The 15,610-nt window shown below is 54.5% G+C and carries 15 protein-coding genes and 1 riboswitch; of the genes, 8 read left to right on the forward strand and 7 right to left on the reverse strand.

Going from position 1 to position 15,610, the window contains the following annotated elements:
- Positions 1-97: 97 nt before the first annotated feature.
- Entirely contained in the window at positions 98-784 is a 687-nt protein-coding gene (locus QMZ30_RS03335; protein WP_283226405.1) for a GntR family transcriptional regulator, read from the forward strand.
- 143 nt (positions 785-927) lie between these two features.
- On the opposite strand, the gene fbaB is transcribed toward QMZ30_RS03335, so the two are convergent.
- The 3 genes from fbaB to thiM all read right to left on the reverse strand — a co-directional run bounded on the left by fbaB (position 928) and on the right by thiM (position 3,714).
- Positions 928-1,980: a class I fructose-bisphosphate aldolase gene (fbaB, locus tag QMZ30_RS03340; RefSeq protein WP_283226406.1), complete on the reverse strand. Its 1,053-nt coding sequence runs from the start codon at positions 1,978-1,980 to the stop codon at positions 928-930.
- A gap of 148 nt (positions 1,981-2,128) precedes the next feature.
- Positions 2,129-2,929, reverse strand: coding sequence for a bifunctional hydroxymethylpyrimidine kinase/phosphomethylpyrimidine kinase (gene thiD, locus QMZ30_RS03345; RefSeq protein WP_283226407.1), 801 nt, complete (start codon positions 2,927-2,929; stop codon positions 2,129-2,131).
- Positions 2,926-3,714, reverse strand: a complete 789-nt coding sequence (gene thiM / locus QMZ30_RS03350; protein ID WP_283226408.1) for a hydroxyethylthiazole kinase — start codon at positions 3,712-3,714, stop codon at positions 2,926-2,928. The genes thiD and thiM overlap by 4 nt, the downstream gene beginning before the upstream one ends.
- A gap of 33 nt (positions 3,715-3,747) precedes the next feature.
- A riboswitch (TPP riboswitch) is annotated at positions 3,748-3,842 on the reverse strand.
- Positions 3,843-4,176: 334 nt separating this feature from the next.
- Here thiM and QMZ30_RS03355 point away from each other — a divergent pair.
- A complete protein-coding gene (locus QMZ30_RS03355) occupies positions 4,177-4,380 on the forward strand; it encodes a hypothetical protein (protein WP_039333809.1) in 204 nt (67 codons plus the stop codon).
- 66 nt (positions 4,381-4,446) lie between these two features.
- On the opposite strand, the gene ahpF is transcribed toward QMZ30_RS03355, so the two are convergent.
- A complete protein-coding gene (ahpF, locus tag QMZ30_RS03360; protein ID WP_283226409.1) occupies positions 4,447-6,015 on the reverse strand; it encodes an alkyl hydroperoxide reductase subunit F in 1,569 nt (522 codons plus the stop codon).
- Between the two features lie 70 nt (positions 6,016-6,085).
- Positions 6,086-6,649, reverse strand: a complete 564-nt coding sequence (ahpC, locus tag QMZ30_RS03365) for an alkyl hydroperoxide reductase subunit C (RefSeq protein ID WP_039333805.1) — start codon at positions 6,647-6,649, stop codon at positions 6,086-6,088.
- A 343-nt stretch (positions 6,650-6,992) separates the two neighbouring features.
- On the opposite strand from ahpC, the gene QMZ30_RS03370 reads away from it, so the two are divergent.
- Positions 6,993-7,445: a GNAT family N-acetyltransferase gene (locus QMZ30_RS03370; RefSeq protein ID WP_283226410.1), complete on the forward strand. Its 453-nt coding sequence runs from the start codon at positions 6,993-6,995 to the stop codon at positions 7,443-7,445.
- On the opposite strand, the gene apbC is transcribed toward QMZ30_RS03370, so the two are convergent.
- Positions 7,442-8,554 (reverse strand): iron-sulfur cluster carrier protein ApbC, encoded by a 1,113-nt coding sequence (apbC, locus tag QMZ30_RS03375; protein ID WP_283226411.1) that lies wholly within the window; start codon positions 8,552-8,554, stop codon positions 7,442-7,444. The two genes, QMZ30_RS03370 and apbC, sit on opposite strands and share 4 nt — an antisense overlap.
- Before the next feature lie 143 nt (positions 8,555-8,697).
- Here apbC and metG point away from each other — a divergent pair, with 143 nt between their 5' ends.
- On the forward strand, positions 8,698-10,731 hold the full coding sequence (gene metG / locus QMZ30_RS03380; protein WP_283226412.1) for a methionine--tRNA ligase: 2,034 nt from the start codon (positions 8,698-8,700) through the stop codon (positions 10,729-10,731).
- A 314-nt stretch (positions 10,732-11,045) separates the two neighbouring features.
- On the opposite strand, the gene QMZ30_RS03385 is transcribed toward metG, so the two are convergent.
- A complete protein-coding gene (locus tag QMZ30_RS03385) occupies positions 11,046-11,393 on the reverse strand; it encodes an endonuclease domain-containing protein (protein WP_283226413.1) in 348 nt (115 codons plus the stop codon).
- A gap of 150 nt (positions 11,394-11,543) precedes the next feature.
- On the opposite strand from QMZ30_RS03385, the gene QMZ30_RS03390 reads away from it, so the two are divergent.
- The 4 genes from QMZ30_RS03390 (at position 11,544) to QMZ30_RS03405 (ending at position 15,490) form a co-directional block, all read left to right on the forward strand.
- Positions 11,544-11,927, forward strand: a complete 384-nt coding sequence (locus QMZ30_RS03390; RefSeq protein ID WP_283226414.1) for a CidA/LrgA family protein — start codon at positions 11,544-11,546, stop codon at positions 11,925-11,927.
- A complete protein-coding gene (locus QMZ30_RS03395; RefSeq protein WP_283226415.1) occupies positions 11,920-12,612 on the forward strand; it encodes a CidB/LrgB family autolysis modulator in 693 nt (230 codons plus the stop codon). The genes QMZ30_RS03390 and QMZ30_RS03395 overlap by 8 nt, the downstream gene beginning before the upstream one ends.
- A 125-nt stretch (positions 12,613-12,737) precedes the next feature.
- Positions 12,738-13,634, forward strand: a complete 897-nt coding sequence (cdd, locus tag QMZ30_RS03400; RefSeq protein WP_283226416.1) for a cytidine deaminase — start codon at positions 12,738-12,740, stop codon at positions 13,632-13,634.
- A 158-nt stretch (positions 13,635-13,792) separates the two neighbouring features.
- A complete protein-coding gene (locus QMZ30_RS03405; RefSeq protein WP_283226417.1) occupies positions 13,793-15,490 on the forward strand; it encodes an NAD-dependent malic enzyme in 1,698 nt (565 codons plus the stop codon).
- The last annotated feature ends 120 nt before the right edge of the window (positions 15,491-15,610 follow it).

Below are 15,610 nucleotides of genomic sequence, written 5' to 3' on the forward strand. Positions count from 1 at the left end.
CGCCTTCACAAATGTGTAGCGCAGATGCAGCGTGCTGATTAGACTGAACCTTTCTCATCGGGCTGGCTTGCGCCAGCCGTAATACGGATATTGCTGCATGTCGATTGCCTATACCATAACCACCAGCGAACCCGTCAATCAGCAGATCTATCGCTATTTGCGCAAAGATATCGTCACCTGCGCCATTCATCCGGGCTCATTGCTGTCGGAAAAAGAGGTGTCCGCACGTTTTAACGTGTCACGTCAGCCGGTACGCGAGGCCTTTATCAAGCTGGCGGAAGCCGGTCTGGTTCAGGTGCTGCCGCAGCGCGGCACTTTTGTGCGCAAGATTTCTGCACAGCGCGTGGCGGATGGGCGCTTTATTCGTGAAGCGGTCGAAATCGCCGTGGTGCGTCGTGCTGCACAGGAGATGAGCCCCACGGGCCTGATGGCGCTGGAGCATAATCTTCAGTTACAACGCTTAGCCGCGGAGCGCCAGGACAGCCAGGCATTTTTAACTCTGGACGATGAGTTTCACCGCCTGATTGCCGAGGGAATTAACTGCCTGCTGGCATGGGAAACGGTGGAGAATATCAAGGCCACCATGGACCGCGTGCGCTTCCTGACGCTGAGTGAAGTGTCCCCGCCGGAGAGTTTGATCCAGCAGCATGAAGATATCTATCGCGCGTTGAAAGCCAAAGACGTTGAGGCGGCAGAGAGCGCCATGCGCCGCCATCTGCAAGAGATGATTTTGACCATTACGCCAATAGCTGAACGCAATAGCGAGTGGTTTGAAGCGCCTTAGGTTTTAGGTCGACTATCGGATTAAACCGTTAGCGGCGCTGGCAGTTCGCGGGCGGCCAGCGCACAGGCCTTGGGAGCATACATCAGTATGTGACCAAGGACGCGCACTGCCCGCCTGCGAAATGGCAAGTAAGCCAGGTTTAATTACGCGATCGTCACATCTTTCGACAAATAAACATCCTGCACCGCATTAATCAACTCAACACCTTCCTTCAGCGACTTCTTAAACGCCTTACGGCCCAGAATCAGCCCCATACCGCCCGCACGTTTGTTAATCACTGCCGTACGCACCGACTCTGCCACGTCGGTGGCACCTGCCGAAGCACCGCCGGAGTTAATCAACCCTGCACGTCCCATATAGCAATTCGCCAGTTGGTAGCGCACCAGATCGATCGGGTTCTCGGTGGTCAGTTTGCTGTAAACCCGATCGTCGGTATGACCGAAGTTCACCGCCTTGTAACCACCATTATTCTCCGCCATTTTCTGCTTCACGATATCCGCGCCAATGGTGGCGGCCAGATGGTTCGCCTGGCCCGTTAAATCGGCGCTGGCATGGTAATCCACGCCATCTTTCTTGAAATCATTGTTACGCAGATACGCCCACAGCACCGTCACCATGCCGAGTTCGTGCGCGCGCTCAAAGGCCGCTGAGATCTCTTCGATCTGACGACGTGATTGCTCAGAGCCGAAGTAGATGGTTGCACCCACCGCGACAGCACCCAAGTTGAATGCCTGCTCTACGCTGGCATACAGCGTCTGGTCATATTGGGTCGGATAACTCAGCGTTTCGTTATGGTTGAGCTTGACCATAAACGGAATGCGGTGCGCATAGCGGCGCGACACCGATGCCAGAACCCCATAGGTTGACGCAACACAGTTACAGCCGGCTTCAATCGCCAGTTCAACGATATTCTTAGGATCGAAATAGGCCGGGTTGGCAGCAAATGAAGCACCCGCCGAGTGTTCAACACCCTGGTCGACCGGCAAAATCGACAAATAGCCGGTCCCTGCCAGACGTCCGGTGTTGTATAGCGTTTGCATGTTGCGTAACACAATAGGAGAACGATTGTTGTCGATCATGACACGATCAACATAATCCGCGCCGGGTAAATAAAGGCTGTCCGCTGGAATAGTCATGCAGCGATGTTGAAGAAGGGTGTCCGCTTCTTTGCCCAATAACTGTACGATGTCCGTCATGTTGGCTCCTGAATAAATGGCTGGATGGGAACCGGCACCTGCCGATTCGCCCCCAACAGCCTGGACCGAAAAGCGCCAGGCTGGCAAATTGCTGACACCATTTTTCAGACGGATACGCAGTGAAAAAGCGGCAATCTGGCGTTACGCCCTACCACCATTGATGGAAATGGTGCACCGGCCCAATGCCCTTCCCGACTTCCAGTGAATCGGCATGCAGTAGCGCCTGCTGCAGCCAGGCTTTGGCCTCTTCTACCGTATCTGACCAGTTATCATGACGAGGGCGCAACGCCGCCAGCGCCGCCGAGAGCGTGCAGCCCGTGCCATGGGTATGTCGCGTATTGACGCGCGGGGCAGTGAAGCGCTGACGTCCTGCACGTGTAATCAGCCAGTCTGGGCTTTCGGCATCACTCAGATGGCCGCCCTTCATCAGCACCGCTTCGCAGCCGAGATCCAGCAGCGCATCGCCCTGCATCAGCATGCTTTTCTCATCCTGCGCCATATCGCGGCCCAGCAGCGTTGCCGCTTCCGGCAGGTTCGGCGTGATTAACGAGACGTGCGGCAGCAGTAACTCTCGCACGCTTGCCACCGCATCGGGTGACAGCAGCGGATCCCCACTTTTCGCAATCATCACCGTATCCAGCACTACATACGGCAGGCTAGCGCGTTTCAGCCGCTGCGCGACCACTTCAACAATCGCAGTTTCAGACAGCATACCGATTTTGGCGGCATCGATGCGCACATCGTCCAGCACCGAATCCAGCTGCGCGCCAACAAAATCCGGTTCAATACGATACACCGACTGCACGCCACAGGTATTCTGCGCCACCAGGGCGGTGATCACGCTGGTGCCGTAAGCGCCCAATGCGGAGAAGGCTTTGAGATCGGCCTGAATACCCGCGCCACCGCTTGGATCGGTGCCAGCAATAGTTAAAGCATTGATGCGTTTCATGCCGCTACCTCCAGAGTCCAGAGTCCATCGAGGAAAGCAGCGACAAAGCTGCCGGGCCCCTGCACCTGACGTGCAGCCTGCTCACCCGCTAATGACATCACGCGGCACGCCGCTGCAATGTGCTGCAGGCGCTCGCCTGGCAAGCTGGCGAAAGCAGCAACCACCGCAGACAGTGCACAACCGGTGCCGACCACACGCGTCATCAATGGGCTACCACCAGGGATCGCCAGCGTGCTTTTACCGTCAGTGACGTAATCAACTTCTCCGGTTACCGCGACAACGGTTTGATATTTCTGCGCCAGTTGCTGGGCTGCGCTCAGCGCGGCATCCGCTTGATGCACGCTATCCACGCCACGCCCTCCAGCCGCTTGATTGGCCAGCGCAAGGATTTCAGAGGCGTTGCCACGAATCGCGGCGGGTTGCAGGCCAAGCAGCTGTTGGCAGAATTCGGTGCGCAGTGATAATGCGCCCACTGCCACCGGATCGAGCGTCCAGGGTGTGCCTGCTTTCTGCGCGGCCTGCACGGCGGCTAACATCGCATCGCGGCGGTCGCGGGTTAAGGTACCCACATTGATCAGCAACGCATCCGCGAAACCAGCAAATTGGGCCGCCTCTTCTGGGTCAATCACCATCGCCGGAGACGCCTGTAATGCCAGCAGCACATTGGCGGTGAAGGTTTGCACCACGTCGTTGGTCATGCAGTGCACCAACGGGGATTGCTGCCGCAGTAAGTGCAGGGATTGCGCGAGCTGCGCAGTGGAGAGTATTTCAGGCTGGTGTGTCATAAGGCTCCCAACCGGCGATCAAGAAGGCGAATGCGGTCAGGCATCTGACTTCCCTACGCTGGCATTATCCAGATCAGGTCAGCGGGTGTATCTCAGCCCTGTTTACAGGGGCACCCCGAGTCATGGCATGCAGAACATGCCGACGACAGGATAAGCGCAGTCGCGCAGGTTGTAAATTGTGGTTTGTGTGGTTTGTGCGGTGAGTGAGAATAATTGCGCCACATCAAAATATAAAATATTCATCCTCCATCAATAAAATAAACATCACCCGCAAGATCAATAACTGAAAATATATCCGCTTAATGTATTCATGCCTTTTTTAATCTACATAGGCAAAAACGAGGTAATTAAGATAATCAATACCACTAATTGATTAGCATCAACGCCTGACATCCCATAAAACGGCCTAATCCCCCTCCGGACTTGAAGACAGACTCTGCACACCCAATTCCGGGATCGAAAATGAACCTAAAGTTATTCAGCTTTATTCCGCACGCACATCGTTGGCATCAGATTCGCATTTCCCGTAAAGGGGCTATTTCCCCTGGTGGTCGCCACTATTTTTCGACGCACATTGAAGCGCAGTGTAAAGGGTGCGGAGAGCAAATACACAAAGTGTATTACCGTGATATTAGCGATGCTGAAGCGCGCCGCTGGCTGGGATAATCATCGGGCAAAAAAAAGCCCCGCAACACAAGGTGCGGGGCTGCTGCGTGGCTATCGCAATAAAACTTATTCAGCCGGTTGGGTGCGGATCAGGTAATCAAAGGCGCTGAGTGAGGCTTTGGCGCCTTCACCGCTGGCAATGATGATCTGCTTGTACGGCACCGTGGTGCAGTCACCGGCCGCAAACACGCCTTTCAGGCTGGTTTCGCACTTGGCATCGATGATGATCTCACCCATTTTGTTGCGTTCCACTGCGCCTTCGAGGAAGGTGGTGTTCGGCAACAAACCAATCTGCACGAAGATGCCGCTCAGCGCGATCTCGTGGCTGGTCTGGTTGTTACGATCGATGTAGCTCAAGCCGGTCACTTTGCTGCCGTCGCCTTTCACTTCGGTGGTCTGTGCATTCAGAATCACATCGACGTTTTTCAGGCTACGCAGTTTGTCCTGCAGCACTTTATCGGCACGCATTTCGCTGGCAAATTCCAGCAGCGTCACGTGCTCAACCAGACCGGCCAGATCGATCGCCGCTTCCACACCAGAGTTGCCGCCGCCGATCACCGCCGTGCGCTTGCCTTTAAACAGCGGGCCGTCACAGTGTGGGCAGTAGGTGACGCCTTTGGTGCGATACTGCTCTTCACCCGGCACACCCATGTTGCGCCAGCGTGCGCCGGTGGCGATGATGATGCTGCGCGATTTCAGAACCGCGCCAGATGCGGTTTCAATCGCGTGCAGACCGCCCTCTTTCGCAGCAGGAATCAGCTTGATCGCGCTCTGGGTATCGATCACGTCAACATCGTAGTCATCCACGTGAGCACGCAGTGAACCAGCCAACTTCGCGCCTTCAGTTTTTTGCACTGAGATGTAGTTTTCGATATCAACGGTGTCGAGCACCTGGCCACCGAAACGCTCGCCCATCAGGCCAGTGCGGATACCTTTACGTGCAGAGTAAATCGCTGCCGCTGCGCCCGCTGGGCCGCTGCCGACGATCAGCACTTCATAGGCATCACGCTTGTTCAGCTCTTCGGCTGCACGTTTCTCAGCGTTGGTATCCACTTTGCCAACGATTTCCGCCAGGCTTAAACGGCCCTGACCAAACTCGGTGCCGTTAAGGAATACGGCAGGCACACCCATCACGTTACGTTCGGTGATTTCGTTCTGGAACATGCCGCCGTCGATGGCGGTGTGGCTGATGCGCGGGTTGAGGATCGCCATCAGATTCAGTGCCTGCACCACGTCAGGACAGTTGTGGCACGACAGTGAGTAATAGGTTTCGAAATGCAGGTCAGTGTCCAGAGCGATGACTTGCTCCAGCAGACTCTGTGACTCTTTCGACGGGTGTCCACCGGTCTGCAACAGTGCGAGGACCAGTGAAGTAAATTCGTGACCCATTGGCGAACCGGCAAAGCGTGGGCCGCTCTGGCTGCTAGGGTTAGTGATCAGGAAAGAGGGTTTACGAACCGGACGATCATTCTCTTCACGGAAGCTGACTTTTTCTGACAAGCTCGCGATATCGGTCAGCAGAGAACGGATCTCCGCAGATTTTGCGCCATCATCCAGTGTGGCAATCAACTCAACCGGTTTCGTTAATTTCTCAAGGTAAGCCTTGAGCTGTGTTTTTAAATTGGTATCGAGCATAGTGAGTTCCTGTCAAGAAAATCGGGTGCCGTAGCACCCGATTGAGAAAGATCGAATGGCTGGGTGTGGCTTAGATTTTGCCAACCAGGTCCAGAGATGGAGCCAGTGTTGCTTCGCCTTCTTTCCATTTAGCCGGGCACACTTCACCTGGGTGAGAAGCCACGTACTGAGCCGCTTTCAGTTTGCGGATCAGGTCAGATGCGTCACGGCCAATGCCTTCAGCGGTGATTTCGATAGCCTGGATGATGCCCTGTGGGTCAACAATGAAGGTACCACGGTCAGCCAGACCTTCGTCTTCACGCATGATTTCGAAGTTACGGGTCAGTGCGCCAGTTGGGTCACCGATCATCGCGTATTTGATTTTTGCGATGGTTTCGGAAGAACCGTGCCAGGCTTTGTGGGTAAAGTGCGTGTCAGTAGAAACGGAGTAAACGTCTACGCCCATTTTCTGCAGTTCTTCGTGATGGTCTGCAACGTCACCCAGTTCGGTAGGGCATACGAAGGTGAAGTCAGCCGGGTAGAAGAAGAAAACACTCCATTTACCTTCAACGTCTTTCTCGGTTACATCGATGAATTCGCCGTTTTTGAACGCTGCGTTTTTGAATGGTTTGATTTTGGTATTAATGATGGACATGGTGACCTCCGTTAAAAGATGTGATGCAAGTTACAGTTTTTCCGGGCCAACTTCTAATATGCAGTCGTTATCAATTAGATAATCAAAAGCTATCAAAGCGCTGATGCCTGATTCCATGCGGCTTGCCGCGGCATTCTACACAGAAACCCCGCTGATTTGACAGGGTTTATCTTTTTCCGGTGCGACAACTATTTTAAAAGAGCGATTACCATCTGTAGCGGCGCGATTTATCGCGCAGGGGTAAAACCACTGTGTTGCTGACATATGCGCGATGAATCGCGCCGCTACGATTATCTTGGCGATGTGCAGCCTGAAGAGGTGAGAAAGTTTGAGGGAGAGTGACGTGAAAATTCGTTTTTTTGAGGAAGCCGACCGCCCTTTTCTGCGCACGCTATTTCTAGCTGCGCGCCGTCGCAACTGGACGTGGCTGGATGGCGATGAGTGGCAGCTGGAGGATTTTGATGCGGTGATCCTCGGCGAAACCGTGTTGGTTGCAGAGCTTGAAGGTCATCGCGTGGGGTTTGCCGGCATACTGGATAACGACAACTTCCTGCACAGCCTGTATGTCGATCCCGATTTTCAAGGGCGCGGCGTGGGGAGTGCATTGCTGGAGCACGTGCAACAGCGTTTCACCTCAACTGGCGCATTGAAATGTCTGATGCAGAATCAAGCAGCCCAGACTTTTTATCTGAAACACGGCTGGCAGCGTGAAGCGGTAGGCGAGAGCGATCAGGGAAAATATGTGCTGATGCATTTTCCGCTGGCGACACGCGCCAGCAGAAAATCAGCAGGTTAAACCGCGCGGAAAGCGATATCCGCCGGTATCACTTCACCCTGCCAGTAAAGCTGTGCGGCGACGCGCCCGGCTAAATGGCGATAGAGTGCCGTGAACTCGCTGTCTGGACGGCGGATCACCGTTGGCTCACCATCATCCAGATCCTCACGCAGATTAATATGCAGCGGCAACTGCGCCAGCAAGCGCGTGTGGTAATCCGCCGCCAGTTTCTGTGCGCCGCCGGTGCCGAAAATCGGCTCGTGGTGGCCGCACTCGCTGCAGATATGAATGCTCATGTTCTCCACCACACCCAGCACTGGCACGCTGACTTTTTCAAACATCACAATGCCTTTGCGTGCATCAATCAGCGCGATGTCCTGCGGCGTCGTCACCACCAGCGCACCGGTGACCGGTACGTTTTGCGCCAGGGTTAACTGAATATCACCGGTGCCTGGCGGCATATCTAAAATCAGGTAGTCGAGATCCGGCCACATCGTCTCATTGAGCAGTTGCATCAAGGCTTTGCTGGCCATCGGGCCGCGCCACACCATGGCATTTTCATCAGTAACCAGATAACCAATCGAATTGGTCGCAAGGCCATGAGCCATGATCGGTGCCATATGGGTACCATCCGGCGAGGTCGGACGTTGGCTCTCGGTGCCGAGCATATTGGGAATGGATGGCCCGTAAATATCCGCATCGAGGATCCCGACGCGTGCGCCTTCCGCCACCAGCGCCAGCGCCATATTCACCGCGGTGCTGGATTTACCCACGCCCCCTTTGCCGGAGCTTACCGCGATGATATTTTTCACCCCGGTGGCGCCAGGGTGATTCTTCACGCGTTTCAGCGTGGCGATGTCATGGCGCAGCCGCCAGTCAATCGCGCTGGCATGGGTCAGACGCAGCAATTCAGCGCTGGTTTGCGCCTTTAATTCTTCAAAGGCACTGGCCCAGGCAAACGGCATCACCAGTTCGATATGCAGTTTGCCATCCAGCAGCGCCACATGACGCAGTGCTTTGAGGGTTGTCAGATTGTGATGCAGTGTCGGATGTTCAAAGTCGCTCAGCACGCCGATAACCACAGCACGCAACGCTTCGGGTGAGTGATGTTCCCGGGATTGTGAAGTCATCCCAACTCCTTGTCTTTTCATAACGCCAAATCACGGCGGTGTGTCTTCAATAATATCAGATGCCGTGCAGTTGTGTTTACGCCAGAGGGTGCTTCGGTTAACATCTAAGCCCGATTTTTTTCTTACGGAACGCTACGCAAACTATGACTCATGTCGCTAAAAAAATTCTGGTAACGTGCGCACTGCCGTACGCCAACGGCTCTATCCATCTTGGTCATATGCTTGAACACATTCAGGCTGACATTTGGGTCCGTTACCAGCGAATGCGTGGCAATCAGGTTTACTTCATCTGTGCCGACGACGCCCACGGCACGCCTATCATGCTGAAAGCTCAGCAGCTTGGCGTTGCGCCTGAGCAGATGATCGCAGAGATGAAGCAGGAACATGAAACTGACTTCGCCGGTTTCGACATCAGCTATGACAACTATCATTCGACGCACGGTGACGAAAACCGCCAGCTGTCCGAGCTGATTTACGGCCGCCTGAAAGAAAACGGTTTCATTAAGAACCGCACTATTTCACAGCTGTACGATCCCGAGAAAGGCATGTTCCTGCCCGATCGTTTTGTCAAAGGCACCTGCCCGAAATGTAAGTCACCGGATCAGTATGGCGATAACTGCGAAGTGTGCAGCGCGACCTACAGCCCAACCGAGCTGATCGATCCAAAATCCGTGGTCTCTGGTGCGACACCGGTATTGCGTGATTCTGAGCACTTCTTCTTCGACCTGCCGTCATTCAGCGCGATGTTGCAGACCTGGACCCGTTCAGGTGCGTTGCAGGAGCAGGTTGCCAACAAGATGCAGGAGTGGTTCGATTCTGGCTTGCAGCAGTGGGATATTTCTCGTGATGCCCCTTACTTCGGCTTTGAAATTCCAGGTGCGCCGGGCAAATATTTCTACGTGTGGCTGGATGCGCCAATCGGTTATATGGGTTCATTTAAGAACCTGTGTGACAAGCGCGGCGACATCGATTTCGACGAATTCTGGAAGAAAGATTCCTCTACCGAGCTGTATCACTTCATCGGTAAAGACATCGTTTACTTCCACAGCCTGTTCTGGCCAGCGATGCTGGAAGGTAGCAACTTCCGCAAACCGACCAACCTGTTTGTTCACGGTTATGTGACGGTGAACGGCGCGAAGATGTCCAAATCACGTGGCACCTTCATCAAAGCCAGCACCTGGCTGCAACACCTGGATGCTGACAGCCTGCGTTACTACTATGCGGCGAAACTCTCTTCACGTATCGATGATATCGACCTGAATCTGGAAGATTTCGTGCAGCGCGTGAACGCGGATATCGTCAATAAAGTGGTAAACCTGGCGTCACGCAACGCGGGCTTCATCACCAAGCGCTTCGGCGGCAAACTGTCGAGCGAACTGGCCGATCCAGCGCTGTATCAGACCTTCGTTGATGCGTCAGAGAAGATCGGTGAAGCCTGGGCAAGCCGCGAATACAACCGTGCCATCCGCGAAATCATGGCGCTGGCCGACATTGCTAACCGCTATGTTGATGAGCAGGCACCGTGGGTGGTGGCGAAACAGGAAGGCCGCGATGCTGATCTGCAAGCGATCTGCTCCATGGGGATCAACCTGTTCCGCGTGTTGATGACCTGGCTGAAACCGGTGCTGCCATCGCTGAGCGCGCGTGCTGAAGCTTTCCTGCAAAGCGAACTGAGCTGGGATGCGATTGCGCAGCCGCTGCTGAATCATGATGTTGCCCCGTTCAAAGCGCTGTACGGTCGTATCGAAATGGCGAAAGTTGAAGGGTTGATTGAGGCGTCTAAAGAGGACGCGGCAGCAGCGAATAAGCCTGCGGTCACCGGTCCTCTGGCTGATGCACCGATTGGTGACACCATCACCATCGACGATTTTGCCAAGGTCGATATGCGCGTCGCGCTGATCGAGAAAGCCGAGCTGGTTGAAGGTTCTGACAAGCTGCTGCGCCTGGAGCTGGACCTCGGCGGCGAGAAGCGCCAGATCTTCTCCGGCATTCGTGCGGCTTATCCTGATCCGTCGGTGCTGGTCGGTAAGATGACCATTATCGTCGCTAACCTTGCCCCACGTAAGATGCGCTTCGGCGTGTCGGAAGGCATGGTGCTGTCCGCGGGCTCAGGCGGTTCAGACCTGTTCGTGCTGTCAGTGGATAGCGGTGCGAAGCCGGGTATGCAGGTTAAGTAAGGGGGGGATTCCCTCACCCTAACCCTCTCCCGCAAGCGGGAGAGGGAACCGTTTTCAGCGAGAATTTAAAAAAGTATTCAACCTTATACATCTAGCTAGCCTGAGTCAGGTTACGCACCCATTTTAAGAATTGCTCAGTCGGCCCCCTCGCCCGCTTGCGGGAGAGGGAACCGTTTTTAGCGAGAATTTAAAAAAGTATTCAACCTTATACATCTAGCTAGCCTGAGTCAGGTTACGCACCCATGTTGAGAATGGCTCAGTCGGCCCCCTCGCCCGCTTGCGGGAGAGGGCTGGGGTGAGGGCAGCAAAACGCACTACTCCCGCAAAATCAGACACCGATAAATCTCCTCCATTACCGCATCAAATTCCCCCATCACCTGATTATTCCAGAACCGAATTACGCGCCAACCACGCTGCTGCAAATATGCTGTACGCTTCTCATCGTACATGCGTGCCAGTTCCTCGCCATGTTGTCCACCATCCAACTCCACAATCAGCAATCGTTCAATACAGGCAAAATCAACAATATAGATTCCAACTGGATGCTGACGACGAAACTTTGCCCCGCAGAAATTACGGTTGCGAAGAAATCGCCACAGACGATATTCCGTTTCTGGCATCGTCTGACGCAACGCCCTCTGCCTCTCTGTCTGTCCTTTCATGACGACCTCCTTGAAGAGGTCGCAGCTTACGCGGGTAAATCCCGCCCACAAGCATTAGCTGCACAAGCTGGAATTTGCATTCCAGTGTGATCGCTAGCACGCTAAACGCTTAATGCGTATGATGAAGCGCGATGAAAACAGGAGCCTGACATGCCCGCCGTGCTAACTGCTTGCTGGCGCTACCTACGTGCCTTTGTGATTATTTATGCCGCGCTGTATGCCGGAAATGGTGTTGCTGCCCTACTCCCGATCACCATTCCGGGGAGCATCATTGGCATGCTCTTGCTGTTCAGCTTGCTGGCGCTGCAAATCCTGCCGGTTGAGTGGGTCAAACCTGGCTGCTATCTGTTGATCCGCTATATGGCGCTGCTGTTCGTCCCCATCAGCGTGGGCGTAATGGGTTATACCGATATTCTCAGTGCCCAATTTGGGCCCATTGTGGTTTCCTGTTTTGTCAGTACGTTTTTGGTGCTGTTGATTGTCGGCATCAGCGCGGAGCGTCTGCAACGTCCGCAGGAGCAGCCGCATGACTGACGCATGGTGGTCGCTACCGCTTACCCTGGTGGCTTATCTGTTGGCGCGCAAGCTGGCAGCAAAAATCAATATTTCCATCATTAACCCATTACTGGTGGCGATGGCGATCGTGATTCCCATTCTGCTGCTCACGCATATCCCTTACACGCGCTATTTCGCTGGCAGTGCACTGCTGAACCAACTGTTGCAACCGGCCGTGGTGGCACTGGCATTGCCGTTGTATGAGCAGATGCATCAAATACGCGCGCGCTGGAAAACTATCATCAGCGTGTGTTTTATCGGTAGCATCACCGCGATGGTATCAGGCACCGCTATCGCGTTGTGGATGGGGGCTACGCCAGAAATTGCCGCCACCATCATGCCTAAATCGGTCACCACGCCAATTGCCATGGCGGTGTCCGGCTCGCTGCACGGCATCCCGGCCATCAGTGCTATCTGCGTGCTGATTGCCGGTGTGCTGGGTGCGGTGTTCGGCCATATGTTGCTCAACCTGTTTAACGTGCGCAGCAAATCTTCACGCGGATTGGCGATCGGCAATGCATCCCACGCGTTAGGCACGGCACGTGCAGCGGAGATCGATTATCAGGAAGGGGCGTTTAGTTCGCTGGCATTGGTGATTTGCGGCATCATTACTTCACTACTGGCACCGTTTCTGTTCCCAATGCTGATGCACTGGTTTGGCTAAAACTTTGCGAGAGATCTCGCAAAGTTGAAACTACTCAATCAGCTTACATTGTCATAGCGACATAGATCACATATAACCCCTCAGACGGCGCATCGCCGTTAACGCGTTTATGAGGTCATCACATCATGCATCCACGATTTACTGCTGCTTTTTCTGCCCTGCCCGCTTCGTTACAAGCGGCGATCCAACCGCTGCTGGATTCGGTTGATTTTCAGGGCGTACTCCGCCCGCAAGATGTGGCGCACCTGAAGCAGGAAACCGGTCTGGATGAGGATGCGCTGGCGTTGGCGCTGCTGCCGATTGCAGCATGCTGTGCAGTCGCCACTGTCTCCAATTTCAACGTGGGGGCGATTTCGCGCGGTGTGAGTGGTCACTGGTACTTTGGTGCCAATATGGAGTTTGAGCATGCTCCGCTGCAACAGACTGTGCATGCCGAACAAAGCGCCATCACCCACGCCTGGCTGCACGGTGAAGAAAAGCTGGATGCCATCACCGTTAACTACACGCCTTGCGGCCACTGCCGTCAGTTTATGAATGAACTGAATAGCGGTACGGCTATCCGCATTAGTTTACCGGGGCGCGCTATCAGCACGCTGGGTGACTATCTGCCTGATGCCTTTGGCCCGGCGGATTTGAACATTACCGAGCGTCTGCTCACACCAATTAATCATGGCTTTAAAGCCGAAGGCGATACGCTGCAGCAGGCGGCGATTGAGGCGCTCAATCACAGCCACGCCCCTTACAGCCAAAGTTTTAGCGGCATTGCACTGCGCAGCCAAAGCGGCAAGATTTTCCGTGGTCAATATGCCGAAAATGCGGCATTTAACCCTAGCTTGCCGCCATTGCAGGCCGCGCTGATTATGATGAACATGAGCAATGAACCCCTTGATAGCGTGCAACAGGCGGTACTGGCCGAGTGTCAGGGCAGCACATTGAGCCAGTTTGATGCCACGCGCTCGACGCTTGCGGCCTTGGGCTGTGAAGATTTCTCACTTACTTTAGTTTCGAAAACATCAGTTTAGTGATCCTTTTACCGCTTTTGTGACCTGCTGTTAACAAAAGCTGTACATCTGCAGGAAAACTCATAGGATCGGGCGCCAGATCCACTTCACATTGAACAGGACTGGCGTTACCTTTTCCCGTGAGCGTCAGAAAACACTGCAACCGGAGCAAACACTGCATGGAACTCGACTACGAAAGTAAACGCCCGCTGTATATTCCTTATGCGGGTCCGATCCTGCTGGAATTTCCGCTGTTGAATAAAGGCAGCGCATTCACCCTGGAAGAACGTAACGAATTTAACCTGAACGGCCTGCTCCCTGAAGCCGTTGAAACCATCGAAGAGCAGGCCGAACGTGCCTGGCGTCAGTTCCTGGATTTCAAAAACAATAACGACAAGCACGTCTATCTGCGCAACATCCAGGATACTAACGAAACCCTGTTCTACCGTCTGCTCGACAATCATCTGGAAGAGATGATGCCGATTATCTACACCCCAACGGTCGGCGCGGCCTGCGAACACTTCTCGGAAATCTATCGTCGCGCACGCGGTGTTTTCATCTCGTATAACAACCGCGACCGCATTGAAGACATGCTGCAGAACGCCACCAAGCAGAACGTAAAAGTGATTGTGGTCACCGATGGCGAACGTATTCTGGGTCTGGGTGACCTGGGTATCGGCGGCATGGGCATCCCCATCGGTAAGCTGTCACTGTATACCGCCTGTGGTGGGATCAGCCCGGCCTACACCCTGCCAGTAGTACTGGATGTCGGTACCAACAATCAGCAGTTGCTGAACGACCCGCTGTATATGGGCTGGCGTCATCCGCGCATCACCGGCGAAGAGTACGAAGCCTTTGTTGATGAGTTCATCCAGGCGGTAAAACGCCGCTGGCCGAACGTACTGTTGCAGTTTGAAGACTTCGCGCAGAAAAACGCCATGCCGCTGCTGGAACGCTATCGCGATGAAGTTTGCTGCTTTAATGATGACATTCAGGGCACCGCTGCCGTTACCGTGGGCACCTTGATCGCCGCCAGCCGTGCAGCCGGTAGCCGCCTGTGTGAGCAGAAAGTGGTGTTCCTGGGTGCAGGTTCTGCGGGCTGCGGTATCGCCGAACAGATCATCGCCCAGATGAAATCCGAAGGGTTAAGCGACGACGAAGCGCGTTCACGCGTGATGATGGTGGATCGCTTTGGCCTGCTGACCGACAAACTACCAAACCTGCTCGATTTCCAGAGCAAACTGGTGCAGAAGAGTGACAACCTGAAGAACTGGGATGTGACCAGCGATTCAATTTCGCTGCTGGATGTGGTGCGCAACGCCAAGCCGGATATCCTGATCGGTGTATCTGGCCAGCCAGGCCTGTTCACGGAAGAGATCATCCGTGAGATGCACAAGCATACCAAGCGTCCGATTGTGATGCCGTTGTCTAACCCGACCTCTCGCGTTGAAGCCACCCCGGCAGATATCATCGCCTGGACAGATGGCGCAGCGCTGGTCGCCACGGGCAGCCCCTTTGCGCCGGTGACCTGGAAAGGCAAAACCTATCCGATTGCCCAGTGTAACAACTCCTATATCTTCCCGGGCATTGGTTTGGGCGTGATTGCGGCGGGTGCAACACGTATCACCGACTCCATGCTGATGACCGCCAGTCGTGCACTGGCTGACTGCTCACCGCTGGTGAATGACGGTGAAGGTCCAGTACTGCCAGAGCTTAAACACATTCAGGGCGTGTCAAAACTGATCGCCATGGAAGTGGGCAAAGCGGCGCAGCTGGCCGGTGTGGCCGTGGTGACGTCAGAAGATGTGCTGTCAAAAGCCGTGAATAACAACTTCTGGCTGCCGCAGTATCGTCACTATCGCCGTACCTCGATCTGATAAGGCAGCGCAGCCGGGAAATCAGTACCGGCTGCGCTTAAAAAAACACCAGCCAAACGGCGTTAACTTGCTTACTGTCCCCGCCTCAAGTAGCCTTTATACCCTTTATACTTCAAGTCC

It is taken from the genome of Pantoea sp. EA-12, assembly GCF_030053355.1.
Taxonomy (GTDB): Bacteria; Pseudomonadota; Gammaproteobacteria; order Enterobacterales; family Enterobacteriaceae; genus Pantoea; species Pantoea vagans_C.